Source organism: Micrococcaceae bacterium Sec5.1 (assembly GCA_039636795.1).
Taxonomy (GTDB): domain Bacteria; phylum Actinomycetota; class Actinomycetes; order Actinomycetales; family Micrococcaceae; genus Arthrobacter.
The window spans coordinates 457,108-480,441 of sequence record CP143430.1; the positions used below are offsets into that span (position 1 = coordinate 457,108).

Consider the following 23,334-nt stretch of genomic DNA (forward strand, 5'->3'; position numbering starts at 1 on the left):
TTGTCCCAAGCAGGTGGTCCGGGCCGTAAAGCCCTGCCTGGCCTGCTCCTCGTCTTTCCTCATCCTAGTCCGACACGGACACGGGCCCTGCACATAAACCCGCAGAAGGGGCGGTCAGATCCCGACCAAAGCCTCCTCCCTGGCCACCTTGCGGGGGCGGACCAGTCTGTCACGTCCGGCGTAGACGTTGAGGCTGTGTCCGCGGCTGAAGCCAACCAGTGTCACGCCGGTCTTAGTGGCGAGGTCGGCGGCAAGGCTGGACGGCGCGCTCACTGCGGAAAGGACAGGTATGCCGGCGAGGGCCGCCTTCTGGACAAGCTCGAACGATGCCCGCCCTGAAACCTGCAGGACCAATCCCGTCAGTGGCAGCAGATCCTGGCGCAAAGCCCAGCCCACCACTTTGTCCACGGCGTTGTGGCGGCCCACGTCCTCCCGCAGACAGAGGAGTTCCGGCGTTGCGCCGTCCACCCTGAAGAGCCCGGCCGCGTGGACGCCACCGGTCCTGTCGAACACTGCCTGGGCTTCCCGGAGGCGTTCGGGCAGTTCGGCCAAGATGTCAACGGGAACCCGCAGCCCGTCCTGGGCGGGGTCGAAGTGGAGGGTCTTGCGGACGGCCTCGATGGAGTCCGTCCCACAGATGCCGCATGAGCTGGAGGTGTACACGTGGCGCATGGTGTCCGGCATTTGTACGTCTGAGCGAAGCTGGGCCTCCACCACATTGAACGTCTGCGTCCCGTCCTTCTCGCCGGCGCAAAAACGCAGGGAGATCAGCTCGGACTGGCTGCGGATGATGCCTTCGGACACCAGGAACCCGGCCACCAGGTCAAAGTCGTCTCCCGGAGTCCTCATGGTCACGGCGAAGGAGCGGCCGCCGATCCTGATTTCCAGGGGCTCTTCGGCGGCCAGGACGTCTTCCTTGAACCGCACCGGATATTCGGTACCTGTCCCGTCGAGATGGAAGCGGTGGATCTTCCGGCGCTGTGTCATCCGTGCCATGGTGCGTACCTTCCTGGCTGGTGTGGGAATTCGTTGGTTGCTTGCGACTGCGACCAAGCGCTTGACCAGGCGCTGGTCCAGGGCAGCGGCATGACCGGGACGGGTTCGCCTGCCTCCACTCCGTCAGGGGGAACGGCCATGAAGCCGTCGGCCCAAGCCAGCCCGCGCATCATGCCGGGGCCTGTATGTGAAGCAGGAAACGCGAGGCCGTGGACAAAGGTGCACGGAATGAGTTGTGTCCGGCCTGGGCCCGGATCAATGTCCGCCCCGGACGTAAGGTGGCCGGCTGTTTGGAAAGGACGGTTTTGGAGGGCAGCCAGCAGTGGCTCACCAATGGTCATGAGGGCCATCATGGCGGCCAGGGGGTTGCCTGGTAGGCCGATGATGAAGTGGCCGTCCGGAAGTTCAGCCAGTACCGCAGGATGCCCCGGGCGCATAGCGACGCCGTCCAGCAGTAAGCGCCCACCGAGCGCGGCCACTGCAGTGCGGAAGTGGTCGGTTCCGGATTTCCCAGTGCCGCCGGTGGTGATCGTGACATCGGGGCGCTCACCTCCGGGCGGGCCCGCAAGTGCCGATAGCCACTCATCGTACGAGTCGCCAATCCGTTGCTGGCTGCCTGGGATTCCGCCCAGCTGGGAAATCACGGCACCCAGTTGCGGGCCGAAGGTGTCGCGCACCTGCCCCGCTGCCGGCACACCCGAGGTCACCACCTCGGAACCGGTAAGTACGACGGCGACCCGCGGCTTGCGTTGTACCTGCAGTTCGTCGTGGCCTGCTACGGCAGCAAGGGCAATGTGGGCAGGGTTGAGGAGTGTGCCGGCGGGTACGAGGACGTCGCCGGCTCGGGCTTCTTCACCGGCTGGCCGTATGTGGCGGCCGGGGAGCGTCTCGCCGGATTTCACATCTGGTTTCAGTGAGAGCTGCAGCCCGTATCCGGCGTCGAGGACCTGTCCGCTCTCTTTCCGAAGTACCGCTACGGCACCCTCAGGGACCAGGCCTCCGGTGGCAATGACGCTGGCTTCTCCCGGCGATAGCGGCAGCCCCGCCGTCGTGATCTTCCACGGTCCTCTGCCATGAATGGCCCAGCCATCCATGGCAGAGGACGCGTAGTGCGGAAGGTCCTGCTGCGCCGTCACTTCAGTGGTCAGCATGTATCCGATCGCGTCCGCCAAGGGTACAGACGCAGACGCAAGCGGAACAGCGCAATCGAAGGCCATCTGCCGGGCTTCAGACCACGTCGGGGCAGGCATCCGCTCGCACGGCACATGGGACGTTGGCGACGTGCCGTCGATGATTTCCTGTGCGAGCATGGATGCCCCCTTCCTGGTGTTTTTGTGTATTAAGCCTTCACGTAGCCGTTCGGGTTCAGTACGAACTTTGTTGCCGCTCCGGCGTCGAATTCGGCGTAGCCGCGGGGAGCGTCCTCAAGCGGGATGGCTTGGGCATTGACTGCCTTGGCGATCTGGACCTTGTCGTGGAGGATGGCCATCATCAATTGGCGGTTGTACTTCATCACCGGGCATTGGCCCGTGGTGAAGGACAAGGACTTTGCCCAGCCGGTGCCCAGCGAGAGCGACAGGGAACCGTGCTTGGCTGCTTCATCGATTCCGCCCGGATCGCCGGTGACGTAGAGGCCCGGGATGCCCAGGGAACCACCGGCTGCGGTGATGTCCATGAGGGAGTTCAGCACGGTGGCCGGAGCCTCGTGCGAGGCGTCCCGTCCGTGGCCGCGGGCTTCGAAGCCAACGGCGTCCACGCCGCAATCCACTTCCGGCACCCCGAGGATCTGCAGGATCTGCTCCTTCGGGTCTCCGTTGGAGACATTGACGGTTTCGCAGCCGAACGAGCGCGCTTGTGCCAGTCGGTCCTCGTTCATGTCGCCCACAATCACGACGGCGGCGCCAAGCAACTGGGCGCCGACGGCGGCAGCGAGACCCACAGGGCCGGCACCGGCGACGTACACCGTGGACCCTACGCCAACCCCGGCAGTAACGGCGCCGTGGAATCCGGTGGGGAAGATGTCCGAGAGCATGGTCAGGTCCATGATCTTTTCCAGGGCCTGGTCGCGGTCCGGGAAGCGCAGCAGGTTCCAGTCGGCGTAGGGAACCAGCACGTACTCGGCCTGTCCACCCACCCAACCGCCCATGTCCACATAGCCGTAAGCGCTGCCGGGGCGGTCAGGGTTGACGTTGAGGCAGATGCCGGTCTTCTGCTCTTTGCAGTTCCGGCAGCGGCCACAGGAAATGTTGAACGGCACCGAGACGATGTCGCCCACTTTGATGAACTCGACGTCGGGACCCACCTCCACCACCTCGCCGGTGATTTCGTGGCCGAGGACCAGGTCCTGCGGGGCTGTGGTGCGGCCACGGACCATGTGCTGATCGGAACCGCAGATGTTGGTTGTTACAGTGCGGAGGATCGCGCCATGCGGTACCTTCCGGCCGACGTTGGCCGGGTTGACGCCCGGTCCGTCCTTGAGTTCGAACGTCGGGTAGTCAGTGTTGATGATTTCGACTACGCCGGGTTCCTTGTAGGCGACTGCTCGGTTTCCAGACATGGACACTCCTCCTGGGGCGGGTTGTGGTACGGAAATTGGATCTGTCCAATTGCCCGAGAGCGGTGCTTCGATGAGGAAATACCTCCCCAGGTTTCAGGCCACCGAAGCACCATTCACGGGCAATTGGACAGTCTTGCCTAGTGTTTTTGACTAATGTTTTGGCTAAAGCCCAGCCGCGCCCTGGAGCTGGACTGCTGCTCCTGCGGATGCGATCGTGTGGTCGTTCTCCACAGTGCTGCCGCTGACGCCGATCGCACCGATCACAGTGCCGTCCTCGCTGCGCAGGGGGATGCCTCCCGGGAAGGTGATGAGTCCTCCGTTGGACACCTCGATGTTGTAGAGGGGTCCTCCAGGCTGCGAAAGCTCGCCGATTGCCCCCGTTGGCATGTCGAAGAAGCGGGCAGTGCGTGCCTTCTTGATGGAAATATCGATGCTGCCCAGCCATGCCCCGTCCATGCGGGTGAAGGCCTTGAGGTTGCCGCCGGCATCCACTACGGCGATGTTCATGGCGGTCGCGGTTTCGCTGGCAGCGTCGCGGGCTGCGGCAAGCACGGCATCTGCTTGGACTTGGGTGATGTCAGACATTGTTTCTCCGTTGATTGATGTCTTCTTGACGAGATGGCCCACTGGAGGGTTCGGAAGTCTGGTTACGCGTTGGCCATCTGATATCTCTGCGCAACTAGGAAAGATATATCAGTCACATACTATGGCACGCATCACACTGTGTCCAGAGCCTTTTAAGCCCGTTCGAGCCTGATGATGACGGATTTGGACGTCGGTGTGCCGCTGGTATCGGCTACAGAGTCCAGTGGTACAAGGACGTTTGTTTCCGGGTAGTAGGCAGCGGCGCACCCCTTTGGAGTGGAGTACGCGACGATGCGGAAGTCTTCTGCCCGGCGCTCGGTTCCCTGGAATTCAGAAACCAGGTGGACCATGTCACCGTCGGCAAAGCCCAGCTCGGCGATGTCGGACGCGTTGATGAGGACTACCCGCCGGCCGCCGTGGATGCCGCGATAGCGGTCGTCCTTGCCGTAGATGGTGGTGTTGTACTGGTCGTGTGAGCGCAGTGTTTGGAGCACCAGCCGGTCGGGCGGGACCTTGATGTATTCAAGCTCGTTGCCTGTGAAGTGTGCTTTGCCTGACGCGGTGTCGAACTTCCTGGCATCGCGGGGCGGGTGCGGCAGCACGAAGCCGCCCGGGTGCTGGATCCGCTCTTCGAAGTTCTCGAAGCCATCGAAGACGGCCTCGATGTGTTTGCGGATCAGTGAGTAGTCATCACGCATGGACAGCCACGCGGCCTTGGGGGCGTTGGGCAGGCGCACGTCGCCGTCGGTGAAGAGCCGGTGGGCAAGATTGCAGACAATGGCAACTTCCGAGTGGAGGTGCTCGCTCGCGGGCTTGAGGCGCCCGCGGGAGGCATGGACCGCGCTCATGGAGTCCTCCACCGTGACCCTCTGGTCACCGGTCCGCTGGGTGTCTTTCTCGGTGCGTCCGAGGGTGGGAAGAATCAACGCCCGACGACCCGTGGACAGGTGCGAGTGGTTCAGCTTGGTGGAGATCTGGACGCTCAATCCTGTGTTGGCCAGCGCTTGTTCCGTGACCTCCGAATCAGGGGCGGCCCGAACAAAGTTTCCGCCCATCCCCATGAAGAAGCGGACCTTTCCGTCCCTCATGGCACGGATGGCGGCAACAGTGTCGTAGCCGTGCTCCCGTGGTGAGAGGAACGCGAACTCGTTGTCCAGGCGGTCGTGGAATTTCTCCGGCATCTTCTCGAAGATGCCCATGGTGCGGTCGCCCTGGACATTTGAGTGGCCCCGCACCGGGCAAACTCCTGCGCCGGGCTTGCCGATGTTCCCCTGAAGCAGCAGGACGTTAACGACGTCGCGGAGGGTGGGTACCGAATGTTTGTGCTGGGTCAATCCCATGGCCCAGCACACGATGGTGGCGTTGGAGGCCAGGAGCCGTTCGCCTGTGGAGCGGATTTGCTCCAGGGTGAGGCCTGTTGCTTCCACGATGTCGTCCCACTGCACTTTTTCCAGGAAATGCAGGTATTCGTCGATGCCCACGGTGTGGTCCTCGATGAACCGGTGGTCCAGCACGGTTTCCAGGCCCGGGGTTTTGCGACCCGCGGCTTCGGCCTCCACAAGGTACTTACCCAGGCCCTGGAAGAGGGCTTGATCGCCGCCGGCACGGATCTGCAGGAAGTCATCCGTCAGCTGGGTCCCTTGAATCATGCCAGCCACGTGCTGGGGGTTTTCAAAGTGCAGGAGCCCGGCTTCGGGAAGGGGATTGACGGACACGATGACCGCGCCGTTCTTCTTGGCCTTCTCCAGGGCGCTGAGCATGCGCGGATGGTTGGTACCTGGATTCTGCCCGGCTACGAAGATCAGTGACGCCGTCTCCAAGTCGGTCAGGCTTACCGAACCCTTGCCGATGCCGATGGTTTCCACCAGCGCCGAGCCCGAGGACTCGTGGCACATGTTGGAGCAGTCCGGAAGGTTGTTGGTGCCAAGGCCGCGCACCAGGAGCTGGTACACGAAGGCTGCCTCGTTGGAGGTTCGGCCGGATGTATAGAAAACGGCCTGATCGGGATGGTCCATGCCCCGGAGTTCCTCGGCCATGAGGTCATAGGCCTTGTCCCATTCGATGGGCGTGTAGTGGGTGGCGCCTTCATCGAGGAACATCGGGTGGGTCAGCCGGCCTTGCTGGCCCAGCCAGTAGTCATCGCGCGTCTTCAATTCAGCTACGGAGTGCTGGGCAAAGAACTCAGGCGTGACGCGGCGCTTGGTAGCTTCCTCGGCGACGGCCTTGGCCCCGTTCTCGCAGAACTCTGCTGCATTGCGCTTCTCGTGCTCCGGCCAAGCGCAGCCCATGCAGTCGAATCCATCGATCTGGTTCACTGCCAGCAGCGTTTGCACGCTGCGCACCGGACCCATTTGTTCCAGGGAGATCTTCAGTGCGTTGGCAACGGCTGGAATGCCGACGGCCTTTGTCTTGGGTTTGGTGACGGTCAGCTTTGACTCGTCGATGTTTTCACGGGGGGCTTTGGAAGCCATGCGATCTTCCCTTCAAATCTGGGTAGGCGGCTGAGGTCGTTGAAGCTGTAGACGTGGATGCCGGCAAACAGCGGATGGCCGTCGAGGGCCTGATGAACGTCCCGGATCAGGCCGGAGCTGTCGTAGCGCAGCACGTCACCACCGCGCAGGAGTGCCTTGGCCATTCCTGTGCCGCGGGCCAGCTTGAGTGAGCGTCCCACGCCCAATCGTGCACCCATGGCCAGCAGCTTCTGCACGGAGACCGGCCCGGGAACGCCCACCCACACGGGAATCCGGGAACCGACCCGGTGCAGCTCCTGCAGGTAGGAGCTGATGGATTCAGCCGAAAAGCACATTTGCGTGACCATGGAGGACGCCATGGGTGACTTGCCGGCCAGGCTGCTCTGTAACTGTTCTGCGCTCAGTTGTGGGTGGCCTTCCGGGTAACCGGCGATGCCAAGGGAGAAATCTTCCGAGAAAGCCTTGATGTCCTCCATCAGATGGCCACTCCAGGAATACGGACCTGCAGGCGCACTGCGGTCCCCGGCAATGAGGAAAAGCTCCCGGACACCCTCATCGCGCAATTGATGCAGGAACAGGTGCAGCTCTGCCTGGCTGGCGATGCTCCGCGCTGCCAGGTGCGGGACCACGTGGTAGCCCAGCCGGGCAAGCTCAATCGACGCAGCAACCGTCCTGGCCGGACCGTGGTGCGGCAGGCAGGTCACGCTGACCTTCCCCGGCGCCTCATAAGCGGGAGGCAGTTGCCGGGCAAGGTCAGCGGAGGGACTGACCTCCAGGCGGATCGGCGTTTCCATGGTTAACCAGCGGTTCGCGAAACCAAGGCCGGCTTCTCCAAAAGCTGTGTTTGTGCCCGGGCTGCTTCTGCGGTGTGAAGCAGCAGCAATGCGGTGGTGACTGAGCCCACGCCGCCGGGCACCGGCGTCAGGGCAGCGGCCACTCCGGTGACGCTGGCCTCGTCCACATCTCCCACGAGGGTACCGTCGGGCCGGACGTTCGTACCGACGTCGATCACTACCGACGCCGGCGAAACGTGGCTGCCCGTCAGCAGTCCGGTCCGCCCCGCGGCAACAACCACGACGTCGGCGGGCCGGGTATAGCGCTCAAGGGCCCCTGATTTGGAGTGGCAGATGGTGACAGTGGCGTCCTTTGCGAGCAGCAGCAGGGACAGCGGCTTTCCCACCACAGCGGAACGCCCGACGACGGCGACGTTGCGTCCGGCGAGCGGAACCTGGAAATGCTCGAGGAGTTCCACCACGGCCTGTGCGGTCGCAGGGGCGAAGGCGGGCTGACCCACAGCGAGGCGGCCAAGGCTGAGCGGGTTGGCGCCGTCAATGTCCTTTTCCGGAGCGATAAGGCCCACGAGCCCGTCCGTTCGAACGCCCGCGGGAAGCGGAGTTTGAAGAATAATCCCGTTGACGGACGGTTCCGCACTGAGATCTTTCAACACACTCGCCAGCACCTGTTCCGTGGCGTCATGCCCAAGGTCCAGGATGCGGCAGCCTATTCCGGCGCGCTCCGCGGCGCGCTCAATGGACCGGACGTACCAGTGCGTGGACTCGTCGTCGGTTGCCACCACCACGGCCAAGGAGGGGCGCTGGCCCTCATATTCAAGGAGGCGGGACTCATCCTGCGCACGCTGCTGGATGAGGGCGGCCAACCCCTTTCCGGAAAGCACTTCAGTACTCACGCGAGGATCCTTTCGCGGACGCGCTTGACGAGGGAATCGGCCGCGAGGACCACCTTCTCCTCAAGGCCGTCGGTCTGTTCTGCCAAGCGCGAGCGGGCGTCGCCGTCTTTAATGGCCACCACATTGATGTCGATGTTGACACGGGCGGTTGTGGCGGCGGCACGGGCAGCATCTGCTGCTGCCGCGACGTCGCTGATGACATTGGGGTTGGCCATGTCAAAGAGTTCCGTGGCGAGTTCCACCACCTCACCGGCAAGCTTTATCAGCTGAGCCGGTGTATGGGCCGCCTGGACCAGGGCATCCTGGATGCCGGCAGCGCGCATGGCCTTGAGTTCCTCGGTCCCGGACGGGAGTTTGTACGAATCAATAACTCGTTGGAAGGCGTGCTCATCGGCGTCCGCGAGGCGCAGCGCTTCGACAATCAAATGGTCGGCAGCGCTGGTGATGCGGGCAACGGGTTCTGCGTGCTGCGCATACTTTTCACCCGTGGTGTACCTGGCCACCATGGCCACCAAGGCGGCGCCCTGGGCAGCGTGAAGGGCGGCTGCTGCACCTCCGCCGGGGGTGGGCTGCCGTGAAGCGAGCCGGGCAAGGTAGTCGTTGATGGTTTCTGAACTGATCATGTGTCTTCCTGGGCTGGTTGACGAAAAGAGGCTGGCTGACGAAGCGAGGCTGGGGTTGAACGGGTAAGACAGCGGCCCGGACCCCGTTGCGAGGGGATGAGTCCGGGCCGCTGGCCTACTGAAGCGTCCGTCAGGCCTTAGCCGCGGAGCCTGCTCATGGTGGGGTCGTACAGCGGGTCCTGGGTGACTGTCGCCTGGATGCGGCGTCCGAAGTACTCGATCTCTACGGAATCACCAATCGAAACAGCGGCAGGGAGGTAGGCGTAGGCAATGGGCTTCTTCACCGAATAGCCGTAAGCGGCGCTGGTGACGTAGCCAACTGCCTGGTCCTTGTAGAACACAGGTTCCTTGCCCAGCACCAGGCTGCGGCCGTCGTCGACCGTCAAGCAGCGCAAGCGCCGCGCGGAGCTTTCCTCAGTGCGACCCTCAAGGGCGGCCTTGCCGACAAAGTTTTCCTTGGTCATCTTTACGGCGAAACCAAGGCCTGCTTCGAAGGGGTCGTGCTCCGTGGTCATATCGGTGCCCCATGAGCGGTAGCCCTTTTCCAGGCGCAGCGAGCTGAAGGCGGCGCGCCCGGCAGCGATGACGCCGAACGGCTGGCCGGCCTTCCACAATGCATCCCACAGACGCTGTCCATTATCGGCGCTCGTGTAGAGCTCCCAGCCGAGTTCGCCCACGTAGGACAGCCGCATTGCGGTGACGGTGACGCCGCCGATGGTGACCTTCTTGGAACGGAAGTACTTCAGGCCGTCGTTGGAGAAGTCATCGCTGCTGACCGTGCTGATCAGATCACGGGCAAGCGGGCCCCACAAGCCGATGCAGCAGGTGCCACCGGTAGTGTCGCGGACCTGCACCCAGTCGCTGGCCGTACCGTTTTCGGTCTGGTGGCGGGCAGCCCGCTCGAAGTAGGCGGTGTCGATGTTGCCGTTCGCACCCAGCTGGAACGTGTCCTCGCTGAGGCGTGCAACGGTAATGTCGCTTCGGATTCCGCCAGCATGGTCCAGCAGGAGGGTGTAGGTTACGGCGCCGGGCTTCTTGGCCAGGTCTCCCGTGGTGAGTTCCTGCAGCAGTTTCAGGGCGCCCGGGCCGCTGACTTCAAGGCGCTTGAGCGGGGTCATGTCATACATCGCCACGGCCGTGCGCGTCTTCCAGGCCTCCGCCGCAGCAATGGGTGAGCTGAACATTCCGGACCAGGCGTCGCGTGCCGGCGGCTGCCACTCGTCCGGCATTTCCTTCAGCAGTTCCGCGTTGGCTTCGAACCAGTAGGGACGTTCCCATCCTGCGCCTTCCAGGAAGTAGCCTCCCAGCTGCTTATGGCGGGCGTGGAACGGGCTGACGCGAAGGTTGCGGGGGGAGAGCTTGGGCTGGAGCGGGTGCATCACGTCGTAGATTTCCACGAAGTTCTGCTGGGACGTTTCGCTGACATATTCAGGGGTCAGCTGGACCTCTTCGAAGCGGTGGATGTCGCAGTCACCAAGATCAATTTCGGACTTGCCCGTGGTCAGTAGTTCGGCCACGGCGCGGGCGATGCCAGCAGAGTGGGTGACCCAGACGGCCTCGGCAACGAAGAACCCGTCCACTTCCTTGGACTCGCCCACCAATGAGCCGCCGTCCGGGGTGAAGGAGAAGATGCCGTTGAAGCCATCCTCGATTTCGCTTTCCCGCAGTGCCGGCAGGATCTGCTTGGTGGCTTCCCATGCGGGCAGGAAGTCTTCCAAGGTGAAGTCCAGGCGCGAAGGCATGTTGTGTTCGGTGATGCTGCTCGGCTCGTAGCTTCCCAGTTCATCGAGGTCCACAGGCATGGGGCGGTGGGCGTAGGAGCCGATGCCGTAGCGCTCGCCGTGCTCGCGGTAGTAGAGGTCCTGGTCCTGGTGGCGCAGGATGGGCAGCTGGGCGCCGTTGGGCAGTTCGTTCTTGCCCTTCTGGGCGGGAACCGGGGTGGTCTTGACGTACTGGTGGGCCAGCGGGAGGAGCGGAACGGACATCCCGATCAGCTCGCCCACTTTGGCGCCCCAGAAGCCGGCGCAGGAGACCACAATGTCGGCGGGGATTACGCCGTCGGCGGTCTCGACGCCGGTCACGCGGCGGTTGGACTGCTCGATTCCGGTCACCTCGGTGTTGCCGACGTACTTCACGCCGGCGGCTTCGGTGCGCTTGATGAGCAACTGCACGGCGCGGGCTGCAAGTGCCAGGCCATCGGTGGGGACGTGGAGGCCACCAAGGATGTCTTCCTCGTTGATCAGGGGGTAGAGCTCCTTGCATTCCTCGCGGGAGAGGATCTTGCCGTCGATGCCCCACGACTGGGCGTAGCCGAGCTTGCGCTTGAGGTCAGCCAGGCGGGTCTCGGTAGTGGCAACTTCAAGGCCCCCCACCTGGTTGAAACAGCTCTGACCATCTTCGGTGAGGGAGAGCAGCTTTTCCACCGTGTACTTGGCGAACAGTGCCATGGACTTGGAAGGGTTCGTCTGGAAGACCAGGCCCGGGGCGTGGGACGTGGATCCTCCGGGCATGTTCAGCGGCCCCTGATCCAGGACGGTGATGTTGTTCCAACCGCGGGTGACCAGTTCGTCGGCGAGGTTGGTGCCGACAATCCCAGCGCCGATGATGACAATGCGAGGCGTCGATGTCATGAAAGTTTCTCCTGCTGAAGTTCGTGTGTGGACTGGTGGGATGGGTGGCTTAGCGGAAAACCACTGTGCTGGTCTGATCCAACAGCACGCGGTGTTCACAGTGCCAGCGGACAGCCCGGGACAACGCCAGGGCTTCGGCATCCTGGCCCACTGTTGAGAGTGCGTTGGGGCCGTAGCTGTGGTCCACGCGGATGACTTCCTGCTCGATGATCGGGCCCTCGTCAAGGTCTGCCGTCACGTAGTGCGCGGTTGCTCCAACGAGCTTCACGCCGCGGTCATAGGCCTGGTGGTAGGGGCGGGCGCCCTTGAAACCGGGCAGGAACGAGTGGTGGATGTTGATGGCCCGGCCCTCGAGGGAGCGGCACAGGTTGTCCGAGAGTACCTGCATGTAGCGGGCGAGCACCACCAGGTCAGCCTTGTATTCATCCACGAGTTCCAAGAGCTTTTGCTCCGCCTCGGCCTTGGTGTCAGGGGTGACAGGGACGTAGATGAAAGGCAGTCCGGCTGCCTCGGCCATGGCGCGGTGGGTCTCGTGGTTGGAAACGACAGCTACGAGGTCTCCGCCCAGGCTGCCGCCGCGCCAGCGGAAGATGAGATCGTTGAGGCAGTGTCCAAACTTGGACACCATGACCAGCACGCGCTTCTTGGTCTTGTCATGGAAGCTGAATTTCATGTCGAAGCGGTCAGCGATTGCACTGAACTCTTCCTCAAGCCGGTCCGCCGAGTATTCGGGGGAGCCGGAAAAGGCGGTGCGAAGGTGCAGCGTCTGGCGGATGCCGTCGTCGAACTGCTGGTGTTCGTCAATGTTGAAGCCGCGCTCAAACAGGAAGGTTGTGACCGCCTGCACGATTCCGGCGCGTTCGACGCACGACAATGTGAGTACGAACTTCTGTGCTTGCTCGTCATTGAGCGCTGCTGGCTGGGGCAGGGTGCTTGTTGGTGAGTCTGTCGCCACGAGGGTCATGTCTCCTCCTTTAGATATATTCTTGGGTCCCGTACTGATATATTAGGATTGGGAATCAGCGTATACTGGTCTCAAGGACAGGTCAATAGGTTTTCGGGAACTGCGGAAAGGGCTGGCACTGTGGCATTTGGAACTCTGGCAATCTCGGACGATACCAGCAGGAAATCCTTGGCCGACGTCGCGTATGAGCGTTTGCGCGACCGGCTCCTGATGCTGGACATCAAACCCGGGGACCTCCTCAACGATGACCAGTTGGCGAAGGATCTGGGGATCGGGCGCACTCCGGTGCGCGAAGCCTTGAAGCGGTTGGAACTGGACCGCCTGGTGGTCACCTATCCGCGCCGTGGAACATTTGCCACCCGCGTTGACGTGACGGACCTGGCCTTTATTTCAGAGATCCGCACGCAACTCGAGCCACTGGCTGCAGCACGCGCGGCACGGGTGGCTTCTCCGGCCACGAGGGAGCATCTGCGGAACGTCATGAAGGAGGTGGAGGCCTTTGATGTGGCCGCCGCCTCGGTTGTGGAGACCCTGCGACTGGATGCCAGCGTCCATCAGGGCATCTATGCGGCCGCGGCAAATCCTCATCTCGAGGACGTCCTGATCCGCTATGACAACCTGGCAACCCGAATTTGGTGCATGGTCCTGGATAGGCTGCCGGACCTTGAGCATCACGTGCGCGAACACCTGGACCTCCTGCGCGCGGTCATTGACGGTGATGAGGAAAAAGCGGCGGAGTTGGCAAAGGCCCACGTCACAGGCTTTGAGCACGCCGTCCGCACGGCCCTCTTCGCCGCGTAGTAATTGCCTCGCGGGAATTCTGGGATTGACTCCCCGCTTCGGCGATTGCATACTGAAACCAACTAATATATCACCCGGATATCAGTCTCCTGGCTCTTCGCCCGGCGTGCAGTACCGGGCGCTTGTGATGAAATCGCAGGCTTCAGTCCCTTGGAGTATCACGTGACCTTTACACCACGCCCTTTCGAACACATCACGCTTACTGGCTCCGGCCGTGTAAAGCGGGGCATGGCGGAGATGCTCAAGGGCGGCGTCATCATGGACGTCGTTAACGTCGAGCAGGCCCGAATCGCCGAGGACGCCGGTGCCGTCGCCGTCATGGCACTCGAGCGCGTACCCGCCGATATCCGCGCCCAGGGTGGCGTGTCCCGCATGTCAGATCCGGACATGATCGATGCGATCATCGCCGCCGTGTCCATCCCGGTCATGGCCAAGGCCCGCATCGGCCACTTCGTCGAAGCCCAGGTCCTGCAGTCCCTCGGCGTGGACTACATCGACGAGTCCGAGGTCCTGACCCCGGCCGACTACGTGAACCACATCGACAAGTGGAACTTCACCGTTCCCTTCGTCTGCGGCGCCACCAACCTCGGTGAGGCCCTGCGCCGCATCAACGAAGGCGCGGCGATGATCCGTTCCAAGGGCGAAGCCGGCACCGGCGATGTTTCCAACGCCACAGGCCACATGCGCAAGATCCGTTCCGAAATCGCCAAACTCGCAGCCCTTCCCGAAGACGAGCTGTATGTCGCGGCCAAGGAGCTGCAGGCCCCGTACGAGCTGGTCAAGGAAGTTGCCGCCACGGGCAAGCTCCCGGTGGTGCTGTTCACCGCTGGTGGCATCGCAACCCCGGCAGATGCTGCGATGATGATGCAGCTTGGCGCTGATGGCGTGTTCGTTGGTTCGGGTATCTTCAAGTCCGGCAACCCCGCAGAGCGCGCTGCCGCCGTCGTGAAGGCAACCGCCTATTACGATGATCCCGATGTCATAGCGAAGGTCTCCCGCGGACTGGGCGAAGCGATGGTCGGCATCAACGTCGATGAAATCCCGCAGCCCCACCGCCTCGCCGAGCGCGGCTGGTAAGTTTCGTAGGACGCCCACCGTTCCGTTTTGCGACTGAGAAAGGAACCGATCGTGGTTCACAAAGTAAAAGCTGTCATCGCCAAGGAAAAGAACGCTCCGGTCACTTTGGAAACCATCCTCGTGCCGGATCCAGGGCCGGGTGAGGCGTTGGTGGATATCCTCACCTGCGGGGTGTGCCACACCGATCTGCACTACCAGCAGGGTGGTATTTCCGACGATTTCCCGTTCCTTCTCGGCCACGAAGCCACAGGCGTGGTCAGCGCGGTGGGCCCGGATGTCACGGAAGTCGCCCCCGGCGACAGGGTCATCCTGAACTGGCGTGCGGTGTGCGGTCAATGCCGTGCCTGCGCAAAGGGCCAGCCGCAGTACTGCTTCAACACCCACAACGCCACCCAGAAGATGACGCTGGAAGATGGCACTGAGCTTTCGCCGGCACTGGGAATCGGTGCCTTCGCCGAGAAGACCCTCGTGGCTGCGGGTCAATGCACCAAGGTGGACGACTCGGTGGATCCCGCCGCAGTAGGTTTGCTGGGATGCGGCGTGATGGCGGGCATCGGTGCGGCGATCAATACCGGTGAGGTCAAGCGTGGCGAGTCCGTGGCCGTCATCGGGTGCGGCGGCGTCGGCATTGCCGCGATTGCCGGTGCCAAGCTGGCCGGTGCCACCACCATCATTGCCGTGGACATCGATGCAAACAAGGTGGACATGGCCAAGTCCCTGGGAGCCACCCACGGAGTGAACTCCAGCCTCGAGGATCCGATAGAAGCTATCCGGGCCCTGACGGGAGGCAACGGCGCCGACCTGGTGATTGACGCCGTCGGACGTCCCGAAACGTACAAGCAGGCTTTCTACGCCCGCGATCTCGCAGGCCGCGTTGTCCTGGTTGGCGTTCCTTCGCCCACCGCCACACTGGAGCTGCCGCTGCTGGATGTCTTCGGCCGCGGCGGATCCTTGAAGTCCTCCTGGTACGGCGACTGCCTGCCTTCCCGCGACTTCCCGATGCTGGTGGAGCACTACAAGCAAGGCAACCTGAACCTGGACGCCCTCGTGACAGAACGCATCACCATCGACCAGGTGGAGGAAGCCTTCGCCCGGATGCAGGAAGGCAAAGTCCTTCGCTCCGTGGTGGAAATCGAGCCGGCGGTGGCGCTCTGATGGCCGTCACCGTACAGAACCGGGTCACCTCCGGAACGTTTTCGCTCGACGGCGGCACCTGGGACGTGGACAACAACGTCTGGATTGTTGGTGACGAGCAGGAATGCGTCATCATCGATGCCCCGCACGATGCCCAGGCCATCATCGAGCAGGTGCAGGGCCGCAAAGTCCTGGCCATCCTGCTGACCCACGCCCACAACGACCATATTGGTGCCGTGCGGGAGGTTGCTGACGCCGTTCAAGCACCCATCTACCTGCATCCCGAGGACTTGGTGTTGTGGGAGCAGGTCTATCCGGACACCACACCGGACAAGTACCTCAGCGACGGCGACGTTTTCACCGTTGCGGGAGCCGAATTGCGGGCCATCCACACGCCGGGCCACTCGCCCGGATCCACGTGCTTCCTGCTTGAGGAACAGGACACGGTCTTCACGGGAGACACCCTGTTCAACGGTGGTCCGGGAGCAACCGGGCGATCCTACAGCGATTACCCCACCATCCTGACATCCATCCGGGAACGGCTCCTGACACTGCCGGCCAACACGTTGGTGCGCACCGGGCATGGGGACAACACCACCATCGGAGCCGAGCGCGAGACGCTCGCCCTTCTAAAGCAGGACTAGAGTTCGGCTACCTGAGTCCCGCACTGTGCGCCAAAGCGATGGCCTCAGTGCGGGACCGGACGTCGAGCTTCCGGAAGAGGTTCCGGATATGAAATTTCACAGTATTTTCGCTGACGTTGAGTTCAGCTGCGATGGCCCGGTTACGTTGTCCGGCCGCCAATAATTGAAGGACTTCCAGCTCCCTTGCCGCGAGGCCCCACGCCGCGACATCCCCTGCTGGCGCTGATGGCGGATCCAGCGGCAGCACCACCGAGATGTCGGCTCCCCAGCCCTGCATGACGTCCAGGCTCATCCTGCCGTTAACGGCCTGCACGCGTTGGCGCAAGCGTTCAATGTTCGGGGCTTCGGGGGATAGCTCGCCCCGGCCATCGTCACGAACATTGATGAGCAGGTTCTCGCCGTCGCAGTCCCACTGTGCCCGGACACGATGCACGTCGGGTTGCTCGGCGATGGCCAGGACGAGGCCTCGAACCACAGCGCGGGCGGCGTGGGCTACTTCGCCCGGCAATGCCCTGCCGTTCGCAGGCGGTTCAATGAACTGGATATCGATGTTGCTGAAGTGCATCAGCGGCCGAAGGTCCTCGCGAAGCCTTTCGAACGCCGTGCTGACCGGTTCCTCCACAAGATCGCTGGTGCGGTCGTTCAAAGTGCGCAGGCTGATCAGGGCCTTGACGGTCATGTCGGTCACGGCTGTACGGGCCGCGTGGTCGTCCAGGGAGTTGGATCTCAAGGCCGCGAGCACAGTTTCCAAGGTGGTGGAGTGCTGATCCACCAACTCGGCAGTTACGCGGATCCGCTCCGCTGATGCGGCGCGGGACTCCAGAAGGTACGACGGCGGCGCGTCAGAGACCTTCTCCTGGATACGCGCCGCTGTGAGCCGCCAAAGGTAGGAGAGGACACGCTCCGCATCTTCTGCCAAGCCTGCTGCAGGATCCGTGAGGACCAGGAGGGCGTTACTCGGTGCGTAGCCCAAGGCCAGTACATCCCGCTCCGTCCCCCCGACAACAGCCTTGCCCCGCCACGGTCCCTCGTCTGGAATCGCGGCACGTACACGGTCCAGTTCCGGAATGGAAACCCTGCTGACAATGCTTTCCTCGCCCGCCTTCTTTTGCGGCCGGCCCGTGCAGTCCTCGGTGAAAATCACCAAGGCGCTGGACTTGATGAACGGGGCCAGCGCACCACGCAGGCTCTCTGCAATACGCATCAGGGGTGCCTGCGCTATTTCCGCGACGGCGTCCAGAAGCTGCCACTGAAGGGCCCCGGTATCCGGGCGGCGTTTGCTATCGATCAGCTGGCTCATGGATGCAGCCTAAACGAAGATGAGTCACGTTAACTACCCAAAAGGGTGGTATGAACTGCTCGTTTTCGGCGTTCCCCCTACCCGAACTAGCCGGAAGACTTATCTATAGGCCCGAAAGGCTTGAGCACCTATCCACGAAGGAGTGAATGTGAACGTCACCGCAGAAACAGCAACTGCCACGAGTGCGGATGTAGCCGGCAATGTATCCCTGATCCTCGGCGAAGTCGCTGACACTACCTCGGGCATTGACTACGCTCAGTTGGCCCATCTTGCGGACAGGATCAAGGGGGCAGGCCGCGTATTCCTTGCAGGAGCCGGGCGCAGCGGCCTGGTCCTCAGGATGGCGGCCATGAGGCTGATGCACCTGGGACTGACGGTCCACGTCGCCGGTGACACCACCACCCCAGCCATCAGTTCCGGAGACCTCCTGGTGGTCGCGTCCGGTTCAGGCACGACGTCCGGTGTGGTCAAAGCTGCCCAAACCGCACTTGAAGCAGGCGCACAGGTTGCTGCCATCACCACCAATGCCTCCTCGCCCTTGGCGGGGCTGGCCGACGCTTTGGTGGTTATCCCGGCTGCCCAAAAGACGGATCACGGTTCCAACATTTCGCGCCAGTATTCCGGCAGCCTCTTCGAGCAGGCGCTGTTCCTCGCTACAGAGTCGGTTTTCCAGACACTCTGGGATGCCGCCGACGAACCCGCTGAACAGCTCTGGCTGCGTCACGCCAACCTCGAATAGGCCCCCACTGACTTAGCTGCGCAGTTGAGCTAGCCGCTTGGGGCCGACTCCAACTCACTAACAACCCACAAAGAAAGTAAGAACACTATGAAACTTCAAGTCGCACTGGACCTCCTCACCACCGAGGCCGCCCTGGAACTGGCCGGCAAAGTAGCCGAGCACGTTGACATCATCGAGCTGGGCACCCCGCTGATCAAGGCAGAGGGCCTCTCCGCAGTGACCGCGATCAAGGAAGCACACCCCACCAAGATCGTCTTCGCCGACATGAAGACGATGGACGCTGGAGAACTCGAAGCCGACATCGCCTTCAAGGCCGGCGCCGACCTCGTCTCAGTGCTCGGAACGGCAGACGACTCCACCATTGCAGGTGCCGTCAAGGCAGCCCAGACCCACAACAAGGGCATCGTGGTGGACCTGATCGGCGTTGCTGACAAGGTTTCCCGTGCAAAGGAAGCCCGCGCTCTCGGGGCCAAGTTCATCGAGTTCCACGCTGGCCTGGACGAGCAAGCCCAGCCTGGCTTCGACCTCCGCGGTCTCCTTAACGCCGGTGAAGAAGCCCGTGTACCGTTCTCGGTTGCAGGTGGCGTCAACCTGTCCACCATCCAGGCCGTGCAGTTGGCCGGTGCCGACGTAGCCGTGGCCGGCAGCGCCATCTACAGTGCCCTTGATCCGGAACTGGCTGCCAAGGAACTCAAAGCCGCTATCCAGTAAGGCCTGTTACTACCTCACTCAACCCGCTGGATGCCGCGGCCCGGAGAGTACCCTTTCAAAGGTACTTTCCGGGCTGCTCGCTTTTTTGGGACTCCCTTATTTGAGGCCTACTTTTCCGGGCTTGGAAGGTGCGCCTGTTCCAATAGCTCCGTGAGCCAGGGTCGTTGCGCATGGTGGAACGTCAACCCCTCCGGCAGGCCTTGGACCGAGGGTTTGGAACCGCTGATGTCGATGGTGATTCGGCCGCTTCCCATAGGGGCGTTGCCGATGTGGAGGTCTCCGAAGGACGGCGGCAAAACGGGGTCCAGCCAGACGCCGCCCAACGAAATGTGCGTGTCGTAGCGCATGAGGCCCATGACCAGTTGAATGGGCGTTGTGGCGGCCCATGCTTGGGGTGAGCAGGCAGTTGGATAGGGAACCGGTTCGCTGAACTGTTTCCGGTCGAAGCCGCAGAAGAGTTCCGGGAGCCGGCCACCTGAATACTCGGCGGCTTCCAGCAACGCTGTGGCAATCCGTTGTGCTTCTTCCACAAAGCCGTACCGCAGCAGCCCTTGGACAATCAACGCATTGTCGTGCGGCCAGACTGAGCCGTTGTGGTAGCTGGCCGGGTTGTAGGCGCCCATGTTGCTGGCCAACGTCCGGATTCCCCATCCACTGAACATTTCCGGGGACATCAGGTGCTCCACCACAGAGGGGGCCTTGTCCTCATCCATCAATCCAAACCACATGGTGTGGCCCATGTTGGAGGCGCATGCGTCAACAGGCCTCTTGTCGCGGTCCAACGCGACGGCGTAATAGCCCTTGTCCGGAAGCCAAAACTCTTCGTTGAACTTTTGTTTGAGGCGATCCGCGCGTTCCTGAAGCTCCGCGGCCAAGGTGAGGTCGCCGGCGTCGTACGCTATCCAGGCCCGGGACGTATAGGCGCCGTGCACGTACGCCTGGACTTCGCACAGCGCCAAGGGCGGTTCGGCAAGGGTGCCATCGGCAAAGTTGATGCCGTCCCAGGAGTCCTTCCATCCTTGGTTGATGAGCCCGTGCTCATTGGGGCGACCGTACTCCACAAAGCCATCGCCGTCCCGGTCGCCGTAATCGCGGATCCACTCAAGGGCGCGGTCCGCATTGGGAAGCAGGGCCGCAATGGTTTCCTTGCCGAAACCCCAGCGGCTGACCGATCCCAGGACAACCACGAAGAGCGGGGTGGCATCAACGCTGCCGTAGTAAGTGGACTTTCCGCCGAGAGCGAGGCCGCTGGAGACATCGAGCCTCACCTCATGCAGGATCTTGCCTGGTTCTTCCTCGCTGACCGGATCCACCACTGTTCCCTGGCGGTCGGCCAACGTTCGGAGCGTCCCCAAAGCGAGGGAGGGGTCAACGGCCAACGCCATCTCGGATGCCCAGAGGGAGTCGCGGCCGAACAACGTCATGAACCATGGGGCGCCGGCGGCCACAACCACCCTGTCCGGATGGTCCGGATCCTGGATCCTGAGGGCACCGAGGTCCTCGTAGCTGCGCCGCAGGGTCCGCTCAATGGATCGATTGCCAATATGCAGGACGGGGATCTTGTCCACCCAATCTTGCCGACGCCGATCGCTGGGCGACATTTCCCCGCGTGCTGGATGGACGAAGGGTGCCACGACGCCATCTGCGGTTGGCAAAACACTGACCCGAGTGCTCCATTCCCCGAAAGGTGGAATCGTGGTCCTGAAGCCCAATGCCTTTGCTCCCGCACCCGCACCTTCGGCCTGGATGACGACGCTTTTTCGGAAACCCTCCCACCGGCCACGGATTTCCAGGGAATTCCCCTCAGGAAGCCGGGTTTCGGTCCAGTGACGGGTGATCCTGGCCTCCTTCACTTCAAAGAGGTCCGCGAAGTCAGACTCGACCGTCAGCAGGATCCGGCAATCAGCTGCCTTGGTGGAGTAGTTCCGGACTGTGATCTTCTCCAGGATTCCGGCTCCGACCTCGCGCAGGCGCTCCACCAGCAGCGGACTGTCCGCATATCCATCCGAACGGGGCACCCGGCAGGCAAAGAGCGCCCGGTAAGGTTCCTTCGTCTCCGCGGCCAGTGGCTCAAGTGGTTGTCCGTTGACCGTCAATTCCCATTTGGACAGGATCCGGGTGTCCAAATGGAAGACTCCCTGCGGTAGCTCCGGACGGATGTCTCCGTTGGCAGCGGAAATGCAGAATGATGAGCCTTCCACCAGCGTGACCGTGCCGGAGCCAAGGGGCCCGGCGGCAGTATCGGCGTTCCATCCAGCCACGTCTGTGCCTCCAATCAGGGCGGAACGATGGCCCGCACAAGCGGTTTTGCTCGGCTTGTCTGGGAGTCGGCTCGGCCGTATGTGTAGACGTATCCGAAGCTACGCCGATGCGGCAGTGGGCACCAGAGGCAGGAAGGTTCGTTTAGCAGGGACGCCACGCCGATGCAATCCAGAGTTCACCTACTTTCCAGTACAGGCGAAGCTCAAGAGGACTATAGTGGGGGAACAGGACATTCGCTGATGCAGCCCGGCGGCCCGTTTTTACTTCCGCCACCGGAGGCCCCGCAATGACCGACACCCAAATCAGTAGTTTTCTGAGTGACTGTGTGGTGTTTGATGATGACACCGAGGAGGGGCTGGATTTTGACACCCTCTACGGCCTTTACATCAGTTGGTGCGTCCTCGGACGCAAAGTGCCCATTCCTGATTCCGCTTTCAGGACCGCCCTTGAACTTGAAGGATTGCGCGCCAGGAAAGATCATGGCCAGCGCGTCTACCCCGGCCTGAACATGGTGGGCGCCGCAGCCAGGGACTACGTGATGAACAGTGTCCCTGTCTGGACTGAAACCGACAACAGGGTACCCGTAGTGACCCAGTTAAGTGAGGACTCGGTTCCTTCCTTGAGGTAACCCCCTTTGAGTTCCCGAATTTGAGCACAGCTGATGCCCTTAGGATGCATTCCTGGGGGCATCAGCCATACACGAGCTCGGAAGAGGGTAATAGTGAAGCCGGCCATCGTCTGGTTCCGTGACGACCTGAGGGTCAGGGACAACCCTGCCCTGTGTGCCGCCGTCGATGATGGCGCGGCGGTTGCGCTCTACATCCTGGACGAAGAATCGCCCGGCATCCGCGCCCACGGCGGTGCCGCAAGCTGGTGGCTGCACCACTCGTTGAGAGCGCTGCGGGACGAGCTCGCAGCACTTGGAGTGCCGCTTCTGCTGCATCGGGGACCGGCCGCCCCGGTCGTTCAGGAAATCACGACGGCGATCGACGCGGGCGCGCTGTTCTGGAACCGCCGGTACGGCCCGGCGGAGCGGACGGTCGACGCCGGGATCAAGGCGTGGGCTCGTGACGCCGGTATTCATGTGGAGAGTTTTCAGGCGTCCCTGCTTCATGAGCCGTGGGAAGTCACCACCAAGACGGGCGGCCAGTACAAGGTTTTCACCCCTTTCTGGCGGACCGTTTCAGCGCGGGACTTCCGGGACCCGTTGGCTGTGCCGGAAGAAGGGCGAGGCTACGCTGGCCAACTCCCTGCGCTCGATTCGCTGGAGTCATGGCACCTGCTGCCCACCACCCCGGACTGGTCCGCAGGGTTGCGGGAGGCGTGGACGCCAGGATCGGTTGCCGGCCACCAACGGCTCAAGGAATTCGTGGCGGATGGACTCACCAATTACGACGAAGGCCGAAATCGCCCGGATATCGATGGCAGCAGTTGCCTCTCGCCGTATCTGCGGTGGGGTGAGCTCAGCCCGTTCGAGGTTTGGCAGGCGCTGGCTACCAACAGATCGGAAAGCACAAGTATTTTCGCTTCAGAACTCGGTTGGCGCGAATTCTGTTGGCACCAGTACTTCCACAACGCGGATCTCGCCACAGCGAACCTGTGCAAGGAGTTTGACCGCTTCCCCTGGGCGTGGCCGGATAGTGATGGTCACGAGTCTGCAGCCTGGGAGCTCCGCGCCTGGCAGCGGGGCTCCACCGGATTCCCCTTGGTGGACGCCGGGCAGCGGCAACTCTGGCAGACGGGGTGGATGCACAACCGCGTGAGGATGATCGCGGCGAGCTTCCTGGTGAAGAACCTTGGCATCCACTGGCAACTCGGCGAGCAGTGGTTCTGGGACACCCTGGTGGATGCTGACCCGGCCTCAAACCCTGCCAACTGGCAATGGGTGGCAGGCTCGGGGGCAGACGCTTCGCCGTTCTTCCGGATCTTCAATCCAGAAGCCCAACGCATCAAATTCGATCCCCACGGCAAGTACATAGCGCGCTGGATCCAAGAGTTCGGCACGCCGGATTACCCGGAAGAAATCGTGGATCTCAAGACCACCCGGCAGGATGCGCTGGACGCCTACAAGGGACTCAAAGAGGTTTACTAGCTAGTGCCCGCTGTCGAATAGGGCCGGAAAAACCTCCTCTGGAAATTAGTAGGAAGTCCGA

The 23,334-nt window shown here is 62.5% G+C and carries 20 protein-coding genes; 8 read left to right on the forward strand and 12 right to left on the reverse strand.

Features of this window, described 5'->3' with window-relative positions:
* Window positions 1-114: 114 nt before the first annotated feature.
* The 10 genes from fdhD to purU all read right to left on the reverse strand — a co-directional run bounded on the left by fdhD (window position 115) and on the right by purU (window position 12,513).
* Window positions 115-996: a formate dehydrogenase accessory sulfurtransferase FdhD gene (gene fdhD / locus VUN82_02310; GenBank protein ID XAS72714.1), complete on the reverse strand. Its 882-nt coding sequence runs from the start codon at window positions 994-996 to the stop codon at window positions 115-117.
* Window positions 984-2,246, reverse strand: a complete 1,263-nt coding sequence (locus tag VUN82_02315; protein ID XAS74583.1) for a molybdopterin molybdotransferase MoeA — start codon at window positions 2,244-2,246, stop codon at window positions 984-986. The genes fdhD and VUN82_02315 overlap by 13 nt, the downstream gene beginning before the upstream one ends.
* Window positions 2,247-2,335: 89 nt before the next feature.
* On the reverse strand, window positions 2,336-3,553 hold the full coding sequence (fdhA, locus tag VUN82_02320) for a formaldehyde dehydrogenase, glutathione-independent (protein XAS72715.1): 1,218 nt from the start codon (window positions 3,551-3,553) through the stop codon (window positions 2,336-2,338).
* Window positions 3,554-3,715: 162 nt separating this feature from the next.
* Window positions 3,716-4,138, reverse strand: a complete 423-nt coding sequence (locus VUN82_02325; protein XAS72716.1) for a heme-binding protein — start codon at window positions 4,136-4,138, stop codon at window positions 3,716-3,718.
* Between the two features lie 152 nt (window positions 4,139-4,290).
* Window positions 4,291-6,609 carry an FdhF/YdeP family oxidoreductase gene (locus tag VUN82_02330; protein ID XAS72717.1) on the reverse strand — a complete coding sequence of 773 codons (2,319 nt, stop codon included), beginning with the start codon at window positions 6,607-6,609 and terminating at the stop codon, window positions 4,291-4,293.
* A complete protein-coding gene (locus tag VUN82_02335) occupies window positions 6,564-7,403 on the reverse strand; it encodes a methylenetetrahydrofolate reductase (GenBank protein XAS72718.1) in 840 nt (279 codons plus the stop codon). Before VUN82_02335 ends, VUN82_02330 begins: the two co-directional genes overlap by 46 nt.
* Window positions 7,404-7,405: 2 nt before the next feature.
* Window positions 7,406-8,296, reverse strand: coding sequence for a bifunctional 5,10-methylenetetrahydrofolate dehydrogenase/5,10-methenyltetrahydrofolate cyclohydrolase (locus tag VUN82_02340; protein XAS72719.1), 891 nt, complete (start codon window positions 8,294-8,296; stop codon window positions 7,406-7,408).
* Complete coding sequence (locus VUN82_02345) at window positions 8,293-8,919, reverse strand: cyclodeaminase/cyclohydrolase family protein (protein ID XAS72720.1); 627 nt, start codon at window positions 8,917-8,919, stop codon at window positions 8,293-8,295. Before VUN82_02345 ends, VUN82_02340 begins: the two co-directional genes overlap by 4 nt.
* Before the next feature lie 137 nt (window positions 8,920-9,056).
* A complete protein-coding gene (locus VUN82_02350; protein ID XAS72721.1) occupies window positions 9,057-11,549 on the reverse strand; it encodes an FAD-dependent oxidoreductase in 2,493 nt (830 codons plus the stop codon).
* A gap of 49 nt (window positions 11,550-11,598) precedes the next feature.
* Entirely contained in the window at window positions 11,599-12,513 is a 915-nt protein-coding gene (gene purU, locus VUN82_02355; protein ID XAS72722.1) for a formyltetrahydrofolate deformylase, read from the reverse strand.
* Window positions 12,514-12,633: 120 nt separating this feature from the next.
* Here purU and VUN82_02360 point away from each other — a divergent pair, with 120 nt between their 5' ends.
* The 4 genes from VUN82_02360 (at window position 12,634) to VUN82_02375 (ending at window position 16,169) form a co-directional block, all read left to right on the forward strand.
* Window positions 12,634-13,314, forward strand: coding sequence for a GntR family transcriptional regulator (locus tag VUN82_02360; protein ID XAS72723.1), 681 nt, complete (start codon window positions 12,634-12,636; stop codon window positions 13,312-13,314).
* 162 nt (window positions 13,315-13,476) lie between these two features.
* A complete protein-coding gene (pdxS, locus tag VUN82_02365; protein ID XAS72724.1) occupies window positions 13,477-14,391 on the forward strand; it encodes a pyridoxal 5'-phosphate synthase lyase subunit PdxS in 915 nt (304 codons plus the stop codon).
* 51 nt (window positions 14,392-14,442) lie between these two features.
* Window positions 14,443-15,546, forward strand: a complete 1,104-nt coding sequence (locus VUN82_02370; GenBank protein XAS72725.1) for an S-(hydroxymethyl)mycothiol dehydrogenase — start codon at window positions 14,443-14,445, stop codon at window positions 15,544-15,546.
* On the forward strand, window positions 15,546-16,169 hold the full coding sequence (locus tag VUN82_02375; protein XAS72726.1) for an MBL fold metallo-hydrolase: 624 nt from the start codon (window positions 15,546-15,548) through the stop codon (window positions 16,167-16,169). The genes VUN82_02370 and VUN82_02375 overlap by 1 nt, the downstream gene beginning before the upstream one ends.
* A 7-nt stretch (window positions 16,170-16,176) precedes the next feature.
* Here VUN82_02375 and VUN82_02380 read toward each other — a convergent pair whose 3' ends face one another.
* Complete coding sequence (locus VUN82_02380; protein ID XAS72727.1) at window positions 16,177-17,469, reverse strand: LuxR C-terminal-related transcriptional regulator; 1,293 nt, start codon at window positions 17,467-17,469, stop codon at window positions 16,177-16,179.
* A gap of 148 nt (window positions 17,470-17,617) precedes the next feature.
* On the opposite strand from VUN82_02380, the gene hxlB reads away from it, so the two are divergent.
* Both hxlB and hxlA read left to right on the forward strand, forming a co-directional pair.
* Window positions 17,618-18,208: a 6-phospho-3-hexuloisomerase gene (gene hxlB / locus VUN82_02385; GenBank protein ID XAS72728.1), complete on the forward strand. Its 591-nt coding sequence runs from the start codon at window positions 17,618-17,620 to the stop codon at window positions 18,206-18,208.
* An 87-nt stretch (window positions 18,209-18,295) separates the two neighbouring features.
* Window positions 18,296-18,919, forward strand: a complete 624-nt coding sequence (gene hxlA, locus VUN82_02390; GenBank protein XAS72729.1) for a 3-hexulose-6-phosphate synthase — start codon at window positions 18,296-18,298, stop codon at window positions 18,917-18,919.
* Window positions 18,920-19,026: 107 nt separating this feature from the next.
* Here the strand turns inward: hxlA and VUN82_02395 are convergent, their stop codons facing one another.
* Entirely contained in the window at window positions 19,027-21,180 is a 2,154-nt protein-coding gene (locus tag VUN82_02395; GenBank protein XAS72730.1) for a glycogen debranching N-terminal domain-containing protein, read from the reverse strand.
* 287 nt (window positions 21,181-21,467) lie between these two features.
* Here VUN82_02395 and VUN82_02400 point away from each other — a divergent pair, with 287 nt between their 5' ends.
* Both VUN82_02400 and VUN82_02405 read left to right on the forward strand, forming a co-directional pair.
* Complete coding sequence (locus VUN82_02400) at window positions 21,468-21,809, forward strand: hypothetical protein (protein ID XAS72731.1); 342 nt, start codon at window positions 21,468-21,470, stop codon at window positions 21,807-21,809.
* Window positions 21,810-21,902: 93 nt separating this feature from the next.
* Complete coding sequence (locus VUN82_02405; GenBank protein XAS72732.1) at window positions 21,903-23,273, forward strand: deoxyribodipyrimidine photo-lyase; 1,371 nt, start codon at window positions 21,903-21,905, stop codon at window positions 23,271-23,273.
* The last annotated feature ends 61 nt before the right edge of the window (window positions 23,274-23,334 follow it).

Bases quoted from the DNA above. Each gene is read 5' to 3' on its own strand.
- purU (XAS72722.1), bottom strand. From the start codon at position 12,513: ATGACCCTCGTGGCGACAGACTCACCAACAAGCACCCTGCCCCAGCCA.
- VUN82_02345 (XAS72720.1), bottom strand. From the start codon at position 8,919: ATGATCAGTTCAGAAACCATCAACGACTACCTTGCCCGGCTCGCTTCA.
- VUN82_02400 (XAS72731.1), top strand. From the start codon at position 21,468: ATGACCGACACCCAAATCAGTAGTTTTCTGAGTGACTGTGTGGTGTTT.
- VUN82_02375 (XAS72726.1), top strand. From the start codon at position 15,546: ATGGCCGTCACCGTACAGAACCGGGTCACCTCCGGAACGTTTTCGCTC.
- VUN82_02335 (XAS72718.1), bottom strand. From the start codon at position 7,403: ATGGAAACGCCGATCCGCCTGGAGGTCAGTCCCTCCGCTGACCTTGCC.
- VUN82_02350 (XAS72721.1), bottom strand. From the start codon at position 11,549: ATGACATCGACGCCTCGCATTGTCATCATCGGCGCTGGGATTGTCGGC.
- VUN82_02380 (XAS72727.1), bottom strand. From the start codon at position 17,469: ATGAGCCAGCTGATCGATAGCAAACGCCGCCCGGATACCGGGGCCCTT.
- hxlA (XAS72729.1), top strand. From the start codon at position 18,296: ATGAAACTTCAAGTCGCACTGGACCTCCTCACCACCGAGGCCGCCCTG.
- VUN82_02330 (XAS72717.1), bottom strand. From the start codon at position 6,609: ATGGCTTCCAAAGCCCCCCGTGAAAACATCGACGAGTCAAAGCTGACC.
- VUN82_02315 (XAS74583.1), bottom strand. From the start codon at position 2,246: ATGCCTGCCCCGACGTGGTCTGAAGCCCGGCAGATGGCCTTCGATTGC.
- VUN82_02325 (XAS72716.1), bottom strand. From the start codon at position 4,138: ATGTCTGACATCACCCAAGTCCAAGCAGATGCCGTGCTTGCCGCAGCC.
- fdhD (XAS72714.1), bottom strand. From the start codon at position 996: ATGGCACGGATGACACAGCGCCGGAAGATCCACCGCTTCCATCTCGAC.
- fdhA (XAS72715.1), bottom strand. From the start codon at position 3,553: ATGTCTGGAAACCGAGCAGTCGCCTACAAGGAACCCGGCGTAGTCGAA.